Origin of the sequence: Posidoniimonas polymericola (assembly GCF_007859935.1) — a bacterium.
GTDB classification, from domain to species: Bacteria; Planctomycetota; Planctomycetia; order Pirellulales; family Lacipirellulaceae; genus Posidoniimonas; species Posidoniimonas polymericola.
Map to the genome: position 1 here is coordinate 99,802 of NZ_SJPO01000008.1, position 17,572 is coordinate 117,373.

Annotated in this window: 16 protein-coding genes; 6 read left to right on the top strand and 10 right to left on the bottom strand. The window is 66.8% G+C overall.

Going from position 1 to position 17,572, the window contains the following annotated elements; genetic code table 11:
• Window positions 1-3: 3 nt before the first annotated feature.
• From Pla123a_RS16435 to Pla123a_RS16470, 8 genes are read right to left on the bottom strand one after another with little or no spacing between them, the layout of a single operon-like run.
• Window positions 4-957, bottom strand: coding sequence for a DUF1559 domain-containing protein (locus Pla123a_RS16435; RefSeq protein WP_146588932.1), 954 nt, complete (start codon window positions 955-957; stop codon window positions 4-6).
• On the bottom strand, window positions 957-1,379 hold the full coding sequence (locus tag Pla123a_RS16440) for a hypothetical protein (protein WP_146588934.1): 423 nt from the start codon (window positions 1,377-1,379) through the stop codon (window positions 957-959). The genes Pla123a_RS16435 and Pla123a_RS16440 overlap by 1 nt, the downstream gene beginning before the upstream one ends.
• A complete protein-coding gene (locus Pla123a_RS16445) occupies window positions 1,376-1,879 on the bottom strand; it encodes a PulJ/GspJ family protein (protein ID WP_146588936.1) in 504 nt (167 codons plus the stop codon). Before Pla123a_RS16445 ends, Pla123a_RS16440 begins: the two co-directional genes overlap by 4 nt.
• Window positions 1,876-2,319, bottom strand: coding sequence for a hypothetical protein (locus Pla123a_RS16450; protein WP_146588938.1), 444 nt, complete (start codon window positions 2,317-2,319; stop codon window positions 1,876-1,878). The genes Pla123a_RS16445 and Pla123a_RS16450 overlap by 4 nt, the downstream gene beginning before the upstream one ends.
• Window positions 2,316-3,569 (bottom strand): type II secretion system F family protein, encoded by a 1,254-nt coding sequence (locus Pla123a_RS16455; RefSeq protein ID WP_146588940.1) that lies wholly within the window; start codon window positions 3,567-3,569, stop codon window positions 2,316-2,318. Before Pla123a_RS16455 ends, Pla123a_RS16450 begins: the two co-directional genes overlap by 4 nt.
• Window positions 3,570-3,575: 6 nt before the next feature.
• Window positions 3,576-4,628 (bottom strand): type II secretion system F family protein, encoded by a 1,053-nt coding sequence (locus Pla123a_RS16460; RefSeq protein WP_146588943.1) that lies wholly within the window; start codon window positions 4,626-4,628, stop codon window positions 3,576-3,578.
• 60 nt (window positions 4,629-4,688) lie between these two features.
• On the bottom strand, window positions 4,689-5,726 hold the full coding sequence (locus Pla123a_RS16465) for a type II secretion system F family protein (RefSeq protein WP_146588945.1): 1,038 nt from the start codon (window positions 5,724-5,726) through the stop codon (window positions 4,689-4,691).
• A 12-nt stretch (window positions 5,727-5,738) separates the two neighbouring features.
• Window positions 5,739-6,926, bottom strand: a complete 1,188-nt coding sequence (locus Pla123a_RS16470) for a GspE/PulE family protein (RefSeq protein ID WP_197528048.1) — start codon at window positions 6,924-6,926, stop codon at window positions 5,739-5,741.
• 579 nt (window positions 6,927-7,505) lie between these two features.
• Between Pla123a_RS16470 and Pla123a_RS16475 the strand changes: the two genes are divergently transcribed.
• The 6 genes from Pla123a_RS16475 to Pla123a_RS16500 all read left to right on the top strand — a co-directional run bounded on the left by Pla123a_RS16475 (window position 7,506) and on the right by Pla123a_RS16500 (window position 13,075).
• Window positions 7,506-7,958, top strand: coding sequence for a response regulator (locus Pla123a_RS16475; protein WP_146588949.1), 453 nt, complete (start codon window positions 7,506-7,508; stop codon window positions 7,956-7,958).
• Between the two features lie 2 nt (window positions 7,959-7,960).
• Complete coding sequence (locus tag Pla123a_RS16480; protein ID WP_146588951.1) at window positions 7,961-9,535, top strand: ATP-binding response regulator; 1,575 nt, start codon at window positions 7,961-7,963, stop codon at window positions 9,533-9,535.
• 13 nt (window positions 9,536-9,548) lie between these two features.
• Entirely contained in the window at window positions 9,549-9,914 is a 366-nt protein-coding gene (locus tag Pla123a_RS16485; RefSeq protein WP_146588953.1) for a response regulator, read from the top strand.
• 69 nt (window positions 9,915-9,983) lie between these two features.
• Window positions 9,984-10,931, top strand: a complete 948-nt coding sequence (locus tag Pla123a_RS16490) for a response regulator (RefSeq protein ID WP_146588955.1) — start codon at window positions 9,984-9,986, stop codon at window positions 10,929-10,931.
• A gap of 52 nt (window positions 10,932-10,983) precedes the next feature.
• The gene (locus Pla123a_RS16495; RefSeq protein ID WP_197528049.1) at window positions 10,984-12,660 is read left to right on the top strand and encodes a sensor histidine kinase; all 1,677 of its coding nucleotides are present in this window, start codon (window positions 10,984-10,986) and stop codon (window positions 12,658-12,660) included.
• Entirely contained in the window at window positions 12,638-13,075 is a 438-nt protein-coding gene (locus Pla123a_RS16500) for a response regulator (protein WP_146588960.1), read from the top strand. The genes Pla123a_RS16495 and Pla123a_RS16500 overlap by 23 nt, the downstream gene beginning before the upstream one ends.
• 15 nt (window positions 13,076-13,090) lie before the next feature.
• Here the strand turns inward: Pla123a_RS16500 and Pla123a_RS16505 are convergent, their stop codons facing one another.
• Window positions 13,091-13,945 (bottom strand): endonuclease/exonuclease/phosphatase family protein, encoded by an 855-nt coding sequence (locus tag Pla123a_RS16505; protein ID WP_231956516.1) that lies wholly within the window; start codon window positions 13,943-13,945, stop codon window positions 13,091-13,093.
• Window positions 13,946-14,496: 551 nt separating this feature from the next.
• Window positions 14,497-17,499: a PEP-CTERM sorting domain-containing protein gene (locus Pla123a_RS16510; RefSeq protein WP_146588962.1), complete on the bottom strand. Its 3,003-nt coding sequence runs from the start codon at window positions 17,497-17,499 to the stop codon at window positions 14,497-14,499.
• Window positions 17,500-17,572: the final 73 nt, after the last annotated feature.

Genomic DNA, 17,572 nt, shown 5'->3' on the forward strand with positions numbered 1-17,572 from the left:
CCGCTAGAAATCGTCGGAGTCGACCATGGCGCCGTCTTGCCTGTTGGCGAGCTTCTGGAGGATCTCCAGCTCGACATTGTCGCGGATCAATGTGACCGAGCCGTCGACGAAGGCGAACTGCACGCCCCCGGGGTGCGCGCTCGAGAACCCACCGACCGCGCGGGGCGAGTCGGTGTCGCCGCCGGCGGCGTAGAGCGGGTCCTGCGGCTTGTCGTCACCGGCTTCGGCGTCGCCGGTTTCTTCGAAGTCTGGGTCGTCCTTGTACCACGGCGGCGGTTCCAGCAGATCGCTGCGGTTGCTGGACCGCCACGGCCGGGACTCGTCGGCGTCGAGCTTGGTGCCCGTGTTGCGGAGCGTCGAGGACGTGCCCGATAGCCAGCCGAGCGAGTGGGTGGTGATGAAGTCCTTCTCGCCCAGCAGCAGCGTGTAGCTGGCGCCGTCCTGCACGTCGTTCATGGTGACTTGGCTGTTGAGGAACAGCATGCCGTTGTTGTCGGCGTCGATTGGCGTTTCGACGTCATTGTGCACGCCGGCGTAGCTCGAGCCGGGGCCGTCAAAACCGGGCCACGACGGGCACGAGAGGATGTCCATCGAGGTCTGCCGCACCGCGTTGTTCGCGGCGTGGTAGGCGCCGACGTCCCAATCGATGTGGCGGTAGCGGGCGGGCTCGCCGAGGTACGGCAGCACGCGTGCGACCCAGCTCTTGTGATCGCCCTGCGGCAGGTTGAGCACGGGCCCGGTGTCGTTCGACACGCCCATCGGGAACGCCTCGTAGGCGCCCTCGTACGAGTGCATCGCCATCAGTGTCTGCCGGAGGTTGTTCTGGCACATCGAGCGGCGGGCCGCTTCGCGGGCCGACTGCACCGCCGGCAGCAACAGGGCGACCAGGATGCCGATGATGGCGATCACCACCAACAACTCGACGAGCGTGAAGGCGCGGACGTTTTGGTTTCTCATCAGGGGTCTCCCGATTGGGGGCTGGGGTTTGTTTGGGCTAGGGGCGCCGTGCGGGTCACCTGCAACCGCCGATCGGCGTTGAGCGTCAGCCGCACCACGACCTTGATGGTGGTGGGGGCGTCGTTGGGCTCGAGGGAGATCGCGACCTCCGCGGCGTAGGGCTGGCCGAGTTGCTGGCGGTCGAGCTCCCACTGCTCGCCGTCGTACTCGGGATTGTCGGTGCGCAGCGCGGCGGCCCGCCCGAGGGCCGACGTGGCGAGCCACTCGGCCTGCACCCGCTGGTGCGAGAGCTGGGTGCGCTGCCGCTGCTGCAGGGCGTCCCGCGCCCAGACGGTGAACAGCGAGCCCGCCAGCGCGAACAACGCCAGCACCGCGATGATCGAGAACCCGCGCTGGCGGCGGGCCGGCAGCCGGTTGGTCATGGCGATCCTCCTGGGGCCAGCAGCCGCCGGGCCGAGCCCAGCCGGGCCGCGATCGGCAGCGAGTGGGTGGCGTCGAGCGTGATCGACAACTGGTACACCGCGGGGGCCGACGTCTGTCCCGCGTCGCACGCGACCGTTGCGCCGGCCGGCAATCGGAAGGGCAGGGCGCCCTCGCTCGACTCGCGGACGCCGCCGCCGGGCTCGAACCGGTAGCGGACTTCCTCTTCCTGCGGCGAGGTCAGAACGAGCTCCGTTGCTTCGTCGTCGAACTGCGCCTGGTCGGCGGCGTGCAGGTCGGCGCGGAGCCGCCTGACAAGCAGGTCGACCTGCTCGGCCGCGTCGGCGCGGTTCTTCACCCGGCCGTTGACGCTCAGCAGCGTCGCGGCGCCGGACACGACCGCGCCCATGACGACCGAGCCAATCGCGATCACCACCAGCATCTCGACGAGGCTGATGCCGCGGCGTGGCCGGCAGGTGGTAGCGGGGGCAGAGCGGCTCATTCGTTGGCCTCCGGGGTGCGGTAGACGAAGGCCCGCAGGCTCAACTGCTGCGGCTTGGCAGCCGCGAGAGGCGACCAGCCGAGCGAGAGGTTGATCTGCCTCGCCGCTGGTTCGCCGGGAGCCTCAGTGACCTCGACGTCGAGTTCCGGGGACGGGAGTCGGAGAGAGTCGACACGTTCACCAAGGTCCGCGGCGAGTGTTTCAGTGCTGAGCTGCTCCCACGGCCGGGCGGAAGCGTGCTCCATCAGGTTCGACAGGGTGGCGCTGGCCAACCGCTGCTGCCAACGCAGCTCGCTCTGCCGGTCTACCAGCAGCGTCATCTTGGCGACCAGCGTCAGCAGCACCGACAGCATCACCAGGCTGCCGACGCACTCCAGGATGGTCACGCCCGAGCGGCGTGCGGGCAGGCGTCGGATTCTGAGAATTGAGGTTCGTGTCATGACAGCGACTCGATGAGGACGACCAGGGGGCTGAACATCGCGACACAAAACCACAGCACCAGCAGCCCCACCAGCAGGGTGCCGATCACCGTCGTGATGCTGCGGATTGATTCCCACCGGGCCACCGAGCGGTTGATCAACCGCTCGGCGAGCGCACGCAGCGCCCACGGCAGGTTCTGCGCGGCCTCGGCGGCTGTGATCAGCGAGAGCTCGCTCCGCTTGAGAAGGCCCGCGGACGCGAGGGCGTCTTTCCAATTGGCCCCGCTGGCCGCCGACCGCAGCGCGCGTCGCAGCGGGCGGTCGAAGCACCCCACCGGGAAGCGGGGCTGGCCCAGCCCCAGGTGCTGCAGCGTTTTGGCGAACGGCTGGTCGCGTTCGGCGGCGAGCGCCAGCAGCCTCAGCAGCTGGGCTCGGTGACGCGAGAACATCAGCCGGTCGGTCACCGCCTGCAAGATGGGCACGTCGGTCAGGTAGAAGAAGAACACGCTCACTAGGAGCAGGACCAGCAGCGGCAGCGCGACGACCAGCAGCACCGGCAGGGGGCCGTTGGTGATCGCAAAGAACGCTTCGGTTGAGTCGGGAAGGTCGATGGAGAAATCGACGAATATCTGTTGGTAGGACGGCGCGATCCAGACTGTCATGAACGCGGCGACCGCCATCCCACTGATGACCACCCACACGAGGTAGCCGAGGTTGTCCGACCACCCAGGCGACGGGTCGAGCGCCTGCTGCGAGGCGTCGTTCGGTTCGATCGCCAGCACGCCGTCGTCCTTGCCGAGCGCCGCGAAGCCCTGGGCCTCGCGGGGGAACGCCCGCCGCCAGATCGCGACCGCCATCGGCAGCGGTTCCCCCTGGGTCACCTGCCACGCAAACCCGTCGAGTTCTCTGCGGGCGACTCCGGAGAATCGGCTTTGCTGCAGCTTCACCATCTCGGCGACGTTGTGCCCGTGGCGGGCCGCCTGATTGAGGATGCCCCAGGCGGCGTGCCGCTGCACGCGGCGGCGGGACTGAGTGTATTCGAGCAACGCAATGCCGATCATGGTCGCCAGCAGCACGCCGAACAGCAGGTTGAGCAGCGAGAACGCGGTAGCCCCGACTACGATCGCCACCCAGCTGAGCAGGTTGATGATCGAGTAGAGGTCGTCCCCCGTGTCGGGGCCGCGGGCGCCGTACGCAAGACGCAACGCGAACCGCGTCAGCACGCCGGCGACCGCCACCAGGGACAGCAGGACAAGGATGGGGTAAAACATGGTGGGCTACCCGCTCAGGTTCTGGACAAGTGAGACGAGCGGCAGGAACAACGCGAGCACCGAAAAGAACACCGCCCCGATCACCAGCGCGAAGGTGAGCGGCGGGACCACACGCTGCACCAGCTGCACCAGGTGCCGTGTCTGGATCCAGTAGGTCTGGCTCGCCTCGGTGAGCGCGGCGGGGAGCTGGCCGTTCTTCTCCCCCCAGTGGACGAGCGCGGTGAGCGAGCGTTCGAAATGCCGGCTGGCGGCCATCGCCTGCGCGATGGACTCACCCGCCTCGCACCGCCGCGCGACCAGCCGGGTGGCGTGGGCCAGGTTGCGGTCGGCCAGGCCGGCCGCCGCGGCCCGCAGCGCCTGCGGGGCCTGCATGCCGGCCGCGGTGTACGCCGACAGCAGTTGTGAGAATGACTGGTGCCCGAAGCTGACCCACAGGCGTCCCACCAGTGGCGCTGCGGTCGCCAGCCAGTGCACCCACCGGCCAACGCCGGGGATTCGTGACAGGATCAGCGCCGCTACGATCAACACAAAGAGCGTCAGCACGATCCCGGGCAACGCCGCGCCCGCGTTCAGCAACACCACGGTCATCACCGGCAGGTCCAATCCAAAGTCGTTGAAGATCGCGCAGAACTCGGGGAAGACCACGTAAGAAAATAGGCTGAACACCAACAGCACCGCCGCCAGGAAGATCGCGGGGTACGCCAGGATGGCGAGGGTCTCGAGGGTCAGGCCGGCGGACGACGCGTTGGCGGCGGTGGCGGCCGGCAGCGCGGTCCGCAGGTCGTCCGATTCGGCCGCCACGGCGAGCTGCCGACGCAGCCGGCGAGGCAGCTTGTCCTGGGCGGCGGCGAACGCCTGTTTCAGGTCGTCGCCTGCCTCGACGCGGTCGGCCATCAGCCCCAGTCCCGCCGCCGCGCGGCCCCCCTGCTCCTCGGCCAGCGCCCGCAGCATCTGCGGCAGCGGCAGCCGCTGGTCGAGCCAGATTGCAAGCCGCGACGCGGGGTCGTCCGGCCAGTCGGCGAACCTCGAGGGCGTCTGGTGGCTGCTGGTGAGTGACATGAGAGATTGGAACGCGGAGCTTTTGGGGTGGGTGGCGAACGGCAGATGCGGGGGCGGGGTTTAGGGGAGCGCCAGCTTGTTGAGCGCAGAGAAGTAGGGGCCGAGCATCAGCAACCCGTACGCGGCGACCGCGACTCCGCCGATCGTGGCGGTGGTGGCGGCCGGGAGCAGCAGTGACAGCCCGTTGATCGCCGACAACGCGCGGCGGTGGTAGGACTGGGCCGCCTGCTGCAGCAGGGCGGCCATCGAGTCGGCGTCGGCGCCGGTCAGCAGCGCCATCCGGACCAGCGGCGGGAGGAGCCGGAGCGAGGCCCCGCCGGCCGCGATCGGGTGGCCGACCTCGATCTCCGAGGCGAGCCCGCCGGCCGCCGCGGTGAGCGGCCGCCAGTCGACCGCGTCGGCAGCCATCCGCAACGCGTCCGGCATCGGCGTGCGGTGCGCGACCAGCAGCGAAAGCAGGTCGGCAAAGTTGGCGGACGCCGTCGAGCGGCAGGCGGAGTTCACGCCGGGTAGGCGGTCGAGCACACCGAGCCCGGTAGCGTACGAGCGGCCTGTCCGGGCCGAACCCCAGAGGGTGAATAGCTCCGCCCCGAACAACACCAGCGGGACGCTCACCAGCAACAGCCAGAAGCCCACGCCGTCGGCGCGGAGCCACTCGAGCGTCGGCGGCATGGACGGGTCTACCCAGTCGAACCTGGGGGCGAAGGTCCGGGCGGCGGCCACCGCCAACACCCACGCCATGGAGGCCACAAACAACGGGTAGGAGAACGAGTTCAGCACCCGCCAGCGGAGCGCCTGCATCCGCGTTAGTGATTCGCTCAGGCCCTCGAGCGCCGACGTTAGTTTCCCCGAGTTGACCCCCGCGGCAACGACCGCCGTGTAGAAGCGGGGCAGCCTGGCCTGCTGAGCGGCGACCGCCTGGTCGAGCGGTTTGCCCCGCTCGAGCTCGTGGGCAATCAGCTCTGCCAGCATCGCCGCGCCCGACGGCATCTGCCGGGCGGCGGCGGCCAGCTCGGCCGCAATCGGCGCCTTTGCACGGGCGATCGCCAGGATCTCCTGGTTCAGCGCGATCAGGTCTTGGATCGAGGCGCCCGCCATGCCAGTCGCGTCCTAGTCCTTGTGGGGGAAGCCGAGCACGCGCTCGAGCTCGAGCCGCGAGGTCACGCCCTGCTCGACAAGCGCCTCGGCCTGCTCGCGCAGGCTGGAGGAGCCGTGGTCGTGCAGCTTGCCGTGCAGGCGTTGGCGGTCGTAGTCGCCGCGGATCTCGTCGGCCAGGTCCGGGTGGCGGATGTCGGCCGCCTCGGCGATTACAACCCGGCCCTGGTGACCGGCGCCGCGGCACTCTTCGCACCCGACAATGCAGTCGGGCGTGGAGCACTCGCACAGCCGCCGCAGCAGCCGCTGCACGACAATCGCTTGCGTGGCGCCCTTGAGCACGTAGGGCGGGATGCCCATGTCGATGAGCCGGGTGATCGCGGTGGCGATGTCTCCGGCGTGGAAGGTCGTGACCAGGAGCTGCCCCGTGAGGGCGGCCTGGAACGCCAGCTTGGCGGACTCGTCGTCGCGGATCTCACCGAGCAGGATCACCTCGGGGTCCTGCCGCACTAAGGCCCGGAGCCCGGTGTGCATGTCGAACCCGGCGTGCGGGGCCGCCTGCGCCTGGGCCACTCCGGGCAGCACGATCTCGACCGGGTCCTCCAGCGAGGCGATGCTGCGGGCGCCGGTCGACGCGGCGGCGATCTCACGGATCAGGGCGTACGCCGTGGTCGACTTGCCGCTCCCGGCAGGCCCCGCGATCAGGATTGCGCCGGTGGTCTGACGCAGGGCCTCGGAGAGGACCTGGTACGCCGATTCCGGCATCCCAAGGTCGCCGAGGCGCCCCAGGTGGTGGGCGTTGCCGGGCAGGACCCGCACCACGATCTGTTCGCCGAACAGGGTCGGCATCGTGGTGACACGCACCGGTGGCCGGTCGGGGCTGGTGCGGAGTCGCCCCTCCTGGGGCTTGTGGTTGTCGTACGTGATCAGGTCGGCCAAGACCTTGAGCCGGGTCACGACATGCGTCGCCACGGCTTTGGGGAGGTCGCCCGCGTGGTGCAGCACGCCGTCAATCCGCCAGTGAACGCGGAGCCCGTGGGCCATCGGCAGCAGGTGCATGTCGCTGGCGCCGAGCTCGAAGGTCTGGTGGATAAGCGAGTCCACAATCTCCGGTGCGTCGCCGCTCGGCCCGCGGCCGGCAGAGGCGTCGTTTAGCAGTGATTCGGGGCGGCGACCTTCCTGCGGCGAGTCATTGTCTGGCATCGTTCTGGGCCTGGCGTGTTGAGTAAGGCTAAGAGCGATCATGACGGATTTCGCCGCCGCGGCGGCCGAGGTCAGGGTGGAGTCACTACCCTATTCGCTCGCTTACGCGGGATCACTCAAACTGGTGGCAACGAATTTTGTGGCCGCTGAGTCTACCAACCCGCGGTGCGGCCGGCCCTCAGTGGAACCGCCGCGGCCGAGCCGGGTCAAGCGCCGCCGCTCGCCGCGAAGTTCGTTGTGGGAAGTACCCGAAATGTCGAAACTACGGCAGGAGCGGACATTCGCCGCGGCCGGCCGTGCGGGGCGAAGTAGGTTTTCAGTGGGCGGTCCCCACGCTGTTGGCTCCGCCCGTTCCGCTCGGTGTAGTTCTACGCTGCTGCGGTAATCCGGCCGGGTTCGACCCGGGGCCATGTTCTTCAAGAGCTACAACCTACAGGGTGGTTCACCCCAGCAGCTTCCGGCTGTTTGAACATTCTGCTTCACCCTCCCCGGGCGCCAGCCCGGGGTGTCTGCACGTAGCCACCTGATTCGACCTCTATGACCGCTGGGCGCCCACGCGCGCCCTAGAAGGAGTGTTAGATGTTAGCCACCGTTGATCGCGTCGTGTTCAAGAGTTTCCCAACCCCGGAGACCCGGGCTCCCATGCCGAAGCTGCTCTGCGTCGACGACGACCCCGACGTGCAGACCACCATCGAGATGCGGATGCGCGACTACCGCGTTGAGGTCGAGCACGCGTTCTACGGGATGCAGGGCATCACCGAGACCATCAAGAATCACCCCGATGTCATTCTGATGGACATCGCCATGCCCAACGGCAACGGCGAGTACCTGCTGGATTGCATCAAGCGAAACGCCGCGACCTCGGATATCCCGGTGGTGGTGCTGACCGGCATGCGCGACCCCGGGCTGCGGAAGAAGATGATCTCGGCCGGCGCGGCCGCATTCCTCAGCAAGCCGGTCGCGTTTGACGAACTGCTGCACACGCTTGGGCAGTTTGTCGATCTCCGCCCCCATGACCAGGAAAGCCGCTAGCCATGCAGTTGAACGACCCCATCGAAGTCCTCCTCGTTGAGGACGACCCCGACGACCGGTTCCTCTTGGAAAAGCAGCTCCGCCGCGACCGCGGGAAGATCTGCATCACCTCCGCGGAGTCTTTCGCCGAGGCGGTCGAGCACCTGTCGTCGCGCGACTTCAGCGTCGTGCTGACCGACTTGTCCCTGCCCGACAGTGTCGGCGTCGAGACCGTGTCGCGGCTCCGCCAGCACGCGGGTCGGACCCCGATCCTGGTGCTGACCTCGCTCGACGACGAGGCGATCGAGCACGAGATCGTCGACGCCGGCGCGCAGGACTACCTGGTCAAGGGAGAGGTCGGCGGCCGGGCCGTGACGCGGGCCGTGATGCACGCGGTGCAGCGGCAGAACGCACTCAACGAGGTCACCTCGCTTGTCGCTGAGCTCGAGTCGAGTCAGATGCTGCTGACGCGGAAGAACGAGGACCTGAAACGGCTCTACAACACCGCGCAGGAGATTGTCGACAACGTCTCGCACGACCTGCGGACACCGCTGACGGTCATCAAGGACTACGTCGCGATGATCAGCGAGGGGCTGATCGGCGAGATCAACGCCGAGCAGCGGCGGATGCTCAACAAGGTAAGCGTCCGGGCCGACGACCTCAACAACATGGTCGACGACCTGCTCGACGCCAGCAAGCTCGAGTCGGGACTGCTCGGGACGTGGCGCCGTCCGGTCGAACTCGGCAGCGTTCTGGACCGCGTCGCGCCGCTGCTTGTGCAACGGGCCGAGGTCAATCAGGTTGCGCTAACTATCGACTGCGACGACAACACACCGCGGGTGTTCTGCGACTGCGAGCAGGTTAGCCGGGTGCTTACCAACCTGACCGTCAATGCAGTCAAGTACTCTGGCAAGGGTGGCGAGGTGTCGCTCTGGGCCCGGCACGAACCACGGGACAGGCAGGTCCGCATCGGCGTGACCGACACCGGCCCCGGCATCGATCACGATTCGCTCAAGAAGATATTCCAGCGCTTCGAACAGCTCAGCAACGCCGGCGGCATCGCTTCTAAGGGGTTTGGACTGGGTCTCAACATCGCCCACATGCTGTGCCGGCTGAACCTGGGCGAGCTGTCGGTCGAGAGCGAGGTCGGCAAGGGCAGCACGTTCTCGTTCACGATCCCGGTCGCCGAGCCCGACGAGGTGCTGCGGCGCTGGCTGCGAGGTCATCCGGGCGCGCCCGAACTACGCCTCAAAGAGCTGCGGGTTGATGAGGCGGTGTCCGAGCAGTCGGCCGACGAATTGGACAACTTTCTCAATTGCTTTGTCCGGCGCGGCGATCTGCTGCTGCGGGTAGGCGAGCGGGCGTGGCTGGTCGTGATGGCGGTCGGCTCCGTCGAGGCCGCGCAGTGGTGCGACCGCATGAAGCAAGAACTCCAACGCGCCAACCGCAATCGCCCGCTGGGCCCGCTTCCCGACTTTGAGGTGACGCTCCGCTGTGTCTGGGAGACCCAATCAACGCTGGACCAACGCCTCACCGAGTTCCAATGCGTGCGGGAGGAACTTGCCGCCCCGGCTGAGAACGTCACGCTTACTGTTTAGAAGAGGATCCGCCATGAACAGCCCTAGCCGCGTGCTGATCGTTGAAGACGAGGAAGACATTCGCGAGAGCGTCGCGATGTGGCTTGGCGTCGCGGGCTACGACACCACCCAGGCATCCGACGGGGTCGACGGGCTGGAGTCGGCGGTGACCTCGCCCCCTGACGCGATCCTGCTGGACATGATGATGCCCCGGATGAACGGCCTGAAGGCGATGGAGGGCCTGAAGGCGACCGCGGCGACCGCGGAGATTCCGGTGGTGATGCTGTCGGCCAGTCTCCGCGACGAGCAGCGTGCGCTAGACGCCGGCGCCCGGTTCTTCATCCACAAGCCTTACGACCACAAGAAGCTGCTGGCTGCCTTGAAATCGGCGCTCGCCTAGACGCGCACGCCGACACCTTTTCTTATTTCTCTTTTCTCGACCACACGCGCTGCATCAGAGACCGACGCCATGAACAAGACTGTGCTTATTGCCGACGACGACCTCGACCTCGCCGAACTGCTCGCCCGCCGCTGCGAGTCGCTGGGGCTAACCGCCGACATCGCCGCCAACGCGATGTCGGCCCTCGGCAAGGCCGAGGAGACCCTGCCGGACCTCGTGATCCTCGACGTGAATATGCCCTACGGAAACGGTCTGGGGGTGTGCGAGATGATGGCCGACCACCACGAGCTCGCCAAGATCCCGGTGATCGTGATGACCGGCGCGGTCTGCGAGGACACCGTCCGGCGTTGCCACCAGCTGTGCGCTTACTACGTGCCCAAGGGTCCGGAACTGTGGTCGCGGATCGAGCCGCTCATCGGCGAGCTGCTGCATGCGGAAGGCGATAACGACCCAACTGAAGAGTCGCCGGCCCCCGGGACCGGCGCGCTACTGCCGCCGATCGTCGTGGGGACACCCCGGGGCGAGCAACCCGAAGAAGCGTCAAAAGTGAATCTAATAGATGCAGCGTTCGAGATGCTCTCACCCGGCCGCGAGTCCGACGGCATCCCACAAACGGAATCAACCGAGGACCCGCGTCCTTGGATCCTGTCGATAGAAGACGACGAGGACGTTTTTTGGTCAATCTCTTGCCGTATGGAAGAGCTTGGGTTGGATGTCCGCCGCGCCGTCGCGGGGCGTGACGGCTACCGACGCGCGTTCTTCGATACGCCGAGCCTGATCCTGTTGGATTACGAGCTCCCCGACGGGAACGGGGACTATGTGCTGCGCAGGCTGAAGGAGTCGCCCGCCACCGCGTCGATCCCGGTCATTGTTCTGACGGGGCGGCGCGAGCCCACGATCGAACATCAAATGCGGAGACTCGGAGCGGATGAGTTCCTTAACAAGCCCTACGAGTGGGAGCAGCTGCGCGAGGCTGTGCTCAGCTTGGCGCCCACCTGCCAGCCCGCGCGGCTGTGAGCGGGCGCTGTGCTTTGCCGGCGCGTTGCTGACCTGTCTGGCCGCAGCGGGTGTGGCCTCGGCCAGTGACGGCCCGCCCGCTAAAACTGCCGGGATCCCCAGCTGCTGCGTCGACGCGTCGGCGCCGGGCGGCGGCGGCAGCGAGGCGTCGGCCGCGCCATTCCTGGGTTGGGTCCTCGACACCTCCCCGTACCCACCTCGTTGGCGGTGCGGACGTTGGACGGCCGGGATCGGTTGGCTGCATATTGTCTCGGATACCCTGATCTGGGCGGCGTATCTCGCGATCCCATTGACGCTCGGCTGGTTCGCCCGCACCCGGCCCGACCTGCCATTCCGCAGGGTGTACCTGCTGTTTGGGGCGTTCATCCTGCTGTGCGGCCTGTCCCACCTGATGGAGGCCGTTATCTTCTGGTGGCCCGCTTACGGCTTGGCGGGCTGCCTCAAGGCGGCGACCGCTTTCGTTTCGGTGACCACGGTGGTCGCGCTCGTCAGGATTGCTCCGCTGGCGATGGCGTACCGCAGCCCTGACGAATGTGAGACACTCATTGAGCAACGTACCGGGGAGCTCCAGCTCGCGCAGCACGAAGCCCTGCAGGTAATCGAGTCGTCGCCCACCGGCATCGTCATGGCTGATGAAAGTGGCGTGATCATCATGGTCAACGGCGTTACGGAGCGGATCTTCGGCTGGAAACGCGAAGACTTGGTCGGGCGCCCGATCGAAGTGCTGCTGCCAGTACGCTACCGCGCGGCGCACCCCGCGCAGCGGGACAACTACTTCAACGATCCATCCGTCCGCCGTATGGGGGCCGGTCGCGAGCTATTTGGACTGCGGGCCAACGGCGAGGAGTTCCCGGTCGAGATCGGGCTCCAGCCGGTGCAGACCCGAAACGGTTTGCGAGTAGTCAGCGCGATTGTCGACACGAGCGAACGGTCGGCGATGGCGCGGGCGATTGATGCCAAGAGCGGAGAGCTGGCGGAAGCCAACGCCGCGCTGCTCCGCAGCAACCAAGAGCTTGAGACCTTCGCTTTCGTCGCCTCGCACGACCTGCAGGAGCCGCTCCGCAAGATCTCTTCTTACTGCCAGCTGCTGAAGGAAGAGAAGGGCGATCAGCTCGACCCGGAAGCGGTCAGCTACCTGGACGTCTCGATCAACGGCGCAGAACGGCTGCGGGTGCTCGTCAAGGACCTGCTCAGCCTCTCTCGGATCGCGACCCAGGGCGAGCCGCTGGCGCCGACCGACGCCAACGCCTGCCTGAACGCTGCGCTCGACAACCTGGCCTTGCAGATTGAAGAGAGCCAGGCCCGCGTTGAGTGCGAGGGGCTGCCGCGTGTGATGGCCGACGAGAGTCAACTCACGCTGTTGTTTCAGAACCTGATCGGCAACGCGCTCAAGTACCGCAGCAGCGAGCCTCCGGTGATCAATATCACCGCTGAGGGTCAGGGCCGGGAGTGCGTTGTCTCGATCGAGGACAACGGGATCGGCATTCCCCAGGAGTACGCCGCCAAAGTATTCCAGATCTTTCAGCGTCTGCATTCTCGCGACAAGTACAGCGGAACCGGTATTGGACTGGCGCTCTGCCGCCGTGTCGTCGAGCGATTTGGGGGCTCTATCTGGGTCGACCCGGCGCCGGGCGGTGGGAGTGTGTTCCGCTTCCAGTTAATCACGGCGGAAGATCAAGCCACCATCAACAGCGGGGAGCAGATCTATGCCTGTGGAAGCGCCGATTGAGATTCTGTTTGTCGAGGACGACGACGACGACTACTTCTTGTCGCTCAAGTCGCTCGCGCGAGACCGTGTGATGGTCAACACGCACCGCGTCGAAGACGGTGTCGCGGCGATGGACTTCCTGCGTAGGGCGCCGCCGTACGAGTATGCGCCGCGGCCCGACCTGATCCTGCTCGACCTCAACATGCCGCGTATGGATGGCCGCGAGGTGCTCAAGGAGGTCAAGTCCGACCCGGAGCTCAAGTGCATTCCGGTTGTCGTCCTGACCACCTCGGACGACGAACGCGATCTCATAGAAAGCTACTCGCGTCAGGCCAACAGCGTTATCACCAAACCGGTCGGCCTGACACAGTTCCGCGAGTGTTTGGCGACGCTCAAGAAGTACTGGTTTACCGTGGTCAAGCTGCCCGGCCGGTGAACGCTCGGCCGCCTGCTAGTCCAACTGCTGAGGCGCGAACCGCAGCGTGGCGACAATCGGCCGGTGGTCCGAGGCGGTCGGTTCAGCAAGGACCTCGAACGACTCGTTCTGCCAACGCGAGGACTTGCCGACAAGCACGTGGTCGATCTGCCGAGTGGGGTGATCAACCGGGAACGTCGGCGCCGGAGCGGCGCTGGCCGAACGCCATTGCTCGGCTAGCCTGAGGAGCGTGGGGCTGCCCGGTTGGGCATTGAGGTCCCCCACAAGCAGCGTCAGCGAGCGAGCGTCGGGCGCTGTGTCACGCAGCAGTTGATTGACCACCTCGGCCGAGTCGAGCCGCTCGGTGCTCCCCTGGCGGTAGTCGAAGTGGGTTGCCAGCACCCGCACCGCCGGCCACCCATCGGGCGTTTTCAACACCACACGCATGACGCCGCGTTGCTCCCCTTCGTAGTGACTCGGGAGAGGGTGGTTGACGCACTCTTCCACCGGAAACCTCGACAAGACGGCGTTGCCGTACCGACCGCCCTGGTAGGCAATGTTGTCTCCGAACACGATCGCGAGTCCTGTGAGACGCGCAAGCTCCCGCGGCTGGTCGACCCCCGCGGTGCGTTCTACTCCGGAGTCAACTTCCTGCAACGCTACTACATCGACGCGGGCGTCGTTGATGACGCGGGCGATGCGGGAGAGATCAATCTTGCCGTCGACGCCCTCGCCGTGGTGGATGTTGTAGCTCATCACGCGCAGTTGGATCGGTCCGTCGGCCGCGCGGACGGCGGGCGGCATGGCCATGACGATCAGCAAGGCGAGCCAGGTCGCGACGCCCGGCCGGCAGTGTTTGGGCGTGAGGGAATCTCGCAGGGGGATTTTCATGGCGCAGAGCAGGTGGGGCAGGGCGTGCCGGAGGGACCCCTGATTGTACCTCGTCGCGATCACCGCCGCGAAGCCTGCCGGGGGCGGGCGCCGCGTCCTCGGGAGAGAATCGAACCAACGCAGCCCGCTTCTGTGATGCCTGGAGCCCCCAAGATGCCGGCGATACCCAAGCCAGACTTCCTCACGAATGTCACGGGCCTGCCCCGTTCGGGCACTCGATGGTGATGCAGCTGCTAGTGGCGGGCGGTCTCGAGCCGTGCACCTAAGGGGTGGGCGTCGCGGATGAGAGCAAACCGAAGGGCTACATAGAGGACGAACGCATTAAGCGGCTGGCCAAGGAGAGTGAATGGCTGAACTTGGCCCGCAGATTGGCTGGCGGCGGCATTCGCCCAGCAGAATGAAGCGACGCGGAAATTTATTGCTGACCGTCCCGGAACGACCTTCCTGGTGCTGGGGCGCCAGGAAGTCATCGCCGCCGCAGGCCGGCGCCCGGTCGCCGGTCCCCACTGCCCCCAGGGAAACAGACGCCAGAATCCGGCCTGCGGGACGAACTACCGGACCCGCCGGCGAGCAGACACTCCGCCCGCCAGTCCGAGCAGCAGGACGACAGCCGCGGGCTCTGGCGCGGCGGCCGCAGGTACGACGCCGTCCACCATTCCGTAGTTGGCGGCCCAGCGGGTGTAGTCGCTTGCGTCAACGACGCCCGGCGTCGGGTCGTTGGGCAGGGACGCGGTCGTCCCCGCAGCGTCGCGCCAAATCGAGTAGTCGGCGGCGTTGACGACGCCGTCGTCGTTGTAGTCGCCGTGCAGCACCTCGGGGGCGACCCCGACATACTCGACCCGCCCGTCGTACACCTTGCCGTCGGAGTTCATCCACTGAAACACGACGTCCTCCGAGACGAACAGCTCGTTGTAGGCCGCGCCCAGCGACAGCCCCGAGGCGCCAGCGGTGAGAACCGAGCCGCCCGACCAGAACGCTTCCGCCAGCCGGTAGCTGCTGGAGGACTCGCCGATCTCCCAGCCGTCGCCCTGCCCGGTCCCGGCGGGGAAGGCCGCGGCGTCGCCGCCCAGGCCATTGAATTCATCGGACTGCAGGGCGCCGATTGGGCTCGAGATGTTGATGGTCTTCATCTCGATGTTCTGCGCGCCCGGCTGGTTGTTGCTGAGGCTCATCTCACCCGTAGCGCGATTCACCTGGAGCACGACGTCGCCCGGCCCGTCGAGCAGGCGGAACTCGTGCCCGCCGATATTGTTGGTGGGCTGACTGAGGGCAACCGCCGCCGCGGTCAGACGGACCGCGACAAACCGGCCGGAGTGGTCGCCGGACAGTGTGTACGGCCGCAACGCCGCCCCGATGAGGCGCTGGTCGTCCGGCAGCAGGTCGACAACCGCGTCCGGCCCGGTCTCGGGCAGGGTGTCGCCGAAGTCGGTGTTGCTGAACCAGAACTCGAACTTGCCCACGCGGTCGGCCAGTGGGTTGCCCCCGGACCGCTGGGCGTACGCGAACCAGTTGGCCGAGACCGTCGAGCCGTAGTCCATGAACAGCGTCATCGGGCCGACGCCGTCGCCCGCGTACTGGGCGTACGAGCCGATCAGGTTGGGGTCGTTGTAGTCGAGCACGAACATCTCTTCGTTGATGTTGCTCCCCTCGTCGAGATAGGTGTCGTCGAAGAGCTGTTCCGGCCCCTGTGTTTCCATGTCGTTGGCCTGACCAGCCGGGATTGTGATCAGGTTTGGCTGGCCACCCACAACGGAAAACGTTTGGGCCGATGCGGTCGACCCGGGCGCCGCGACGCCGACCGCCGCGATCACCGCCAGGGCTGCCGCGGCCCGACGCCTAGCGCCGACCACTGCGCCAAAGCACCCCGCGAGCAACGCCAGGGAAGCCACGCCCGGCTCGGGGACCGGGGCGTAGCTGAACAGGGCCGCCTCGCCGCCGGCGAGCTCGACCAGCATCCGGAAGTCGTAGAAATCGCTGTCGAAGTCGCCGTCGAGGTCGCCGTTAAGGTAGGCCTGGGCCGCGGTCATGCCGTCGAAATCGCCGCCGTAGCCCGCGCGGAAGATCTGCCAGTCGTTGAGGTCGATCACGCCGTCCGCGTTGTAGTCGCCGGCGTCAACCTCGTTTCCGACGTACTCAACGCCGTCGGCGAACTTGGCGCCGTCGAGTCCGAATAGGCTGAACTGCAGGTCGTCAAAGCCGGCGGGCAGGATTGACCGAATAGACCCGAGGCTGAGCATCTGTCCCGCTGCGAGCGTAATGCCGTTGTCGTCGCCCCCGGCGGTGTCGCTCTCTGCGAGGCCGGCGGGACCGGACTCGGCGGACTCGGTCCATGTGTCGCCCGGGTCGCCATTGGTCGAGGCGACCGAGTCCCAGGCGGAGGGGGAGAGGGTCTGGTTAATCAATGAGGTGACCTCGTACCCAGAGAAGGTCATCGCCTGGTCGGCGCGGATCTTTACCTCGCCGGTCTGCCGGTCCACGACGAGGGTCGCGGCGTCGTCGACGAAGAACTGGATGTCGGTGATCTGCATGGAGTTGGCCTGCGTCCCCTCAGGGTCACGCACGGTCGGGAAAACCATTCGGTAGGAGCTGAACACGCCGGCCGTGTTGTTCACGTCGACGACGGGTCCGAGCGCCTTGCGGTCGGAAGGCAGCTCAACCGATCCTGAGTCGATCAGCGTCCAGTTCTCTTCTTGGCCGTCGCTGTTGTCGGCCGAGGTGATCGGGTCGTTGGTGCCGTAGAGCGCCCAAGACGCGGGGTCGCGGTTCTCCCAGTCGTTGCCGGTCGTGATCTGGAAGCTGGAGACGGCGTACGAGCCGAGTGAGGGGGTGACGATAAAGCCGGAGTTCTCCTCGCCGAAGTTGAGGTACTTGGTATTGAGGTCGCCGTCGATCGCGTGGGTCGGCGATCCGGTGCCAGAGATCCGGCTCTCCGACCGGTAGTCGACGTCGCGGATCGAGATGATCGGGTCGGTCGGCGACAGGAGGTTCGAGCCGCTCCCGTCGAGCAAGCTGTAGAACGAGATGTCCGCCACCTGGGTGAGCAGCTGGTTGGGGTCCTTCATGGTCGGCCAGACCATCTTGTACGACGAGTAGGACGCGGCGTTGGCGAAGCCGACCGGGTCGGCCGCTGTCTGCCGAGCCGACGGCAGGGTGAGGTCGCCCAGGGAGATCGCCGACCAGTTCTCGTTGCGGCCGTTGCTCCCCTCGGTGCTGGTGACCGGGTCGTTGGTGCCGTACAGGATCCACGACGCGGGGTCGCGTCCCTCGGCGTCATTGGCGGTGGTCATCACGAAGCTCTGGACGATCGATGACGCCGACGGCGTGACGATGAACCCCGCGTTGTTGCCGCCCCGGTTGAGTGTCTTCGTGGCTGGATTGCCGTCGAGCAGCAGGTCCGCAAGCTGGCCCGAGCGCACGTCGCTGCCGGTGCTGACATCGAAGTCAATGGCGATGATCGGGTCGCCCGGGGTGAGGATGCTCAACGCGAACGTATTGTGTGCGGCGAGAAGTGCGGAAGCCGCGGCAATCAGGCTGGCGATTCGTGGTGTAGTCATGGCTGGCTTATTGAAGGAAGAGCAAGGGGGACTAGATCTAAGAATGTGGACCCCGCCTGTGCCCGGGCGTGGG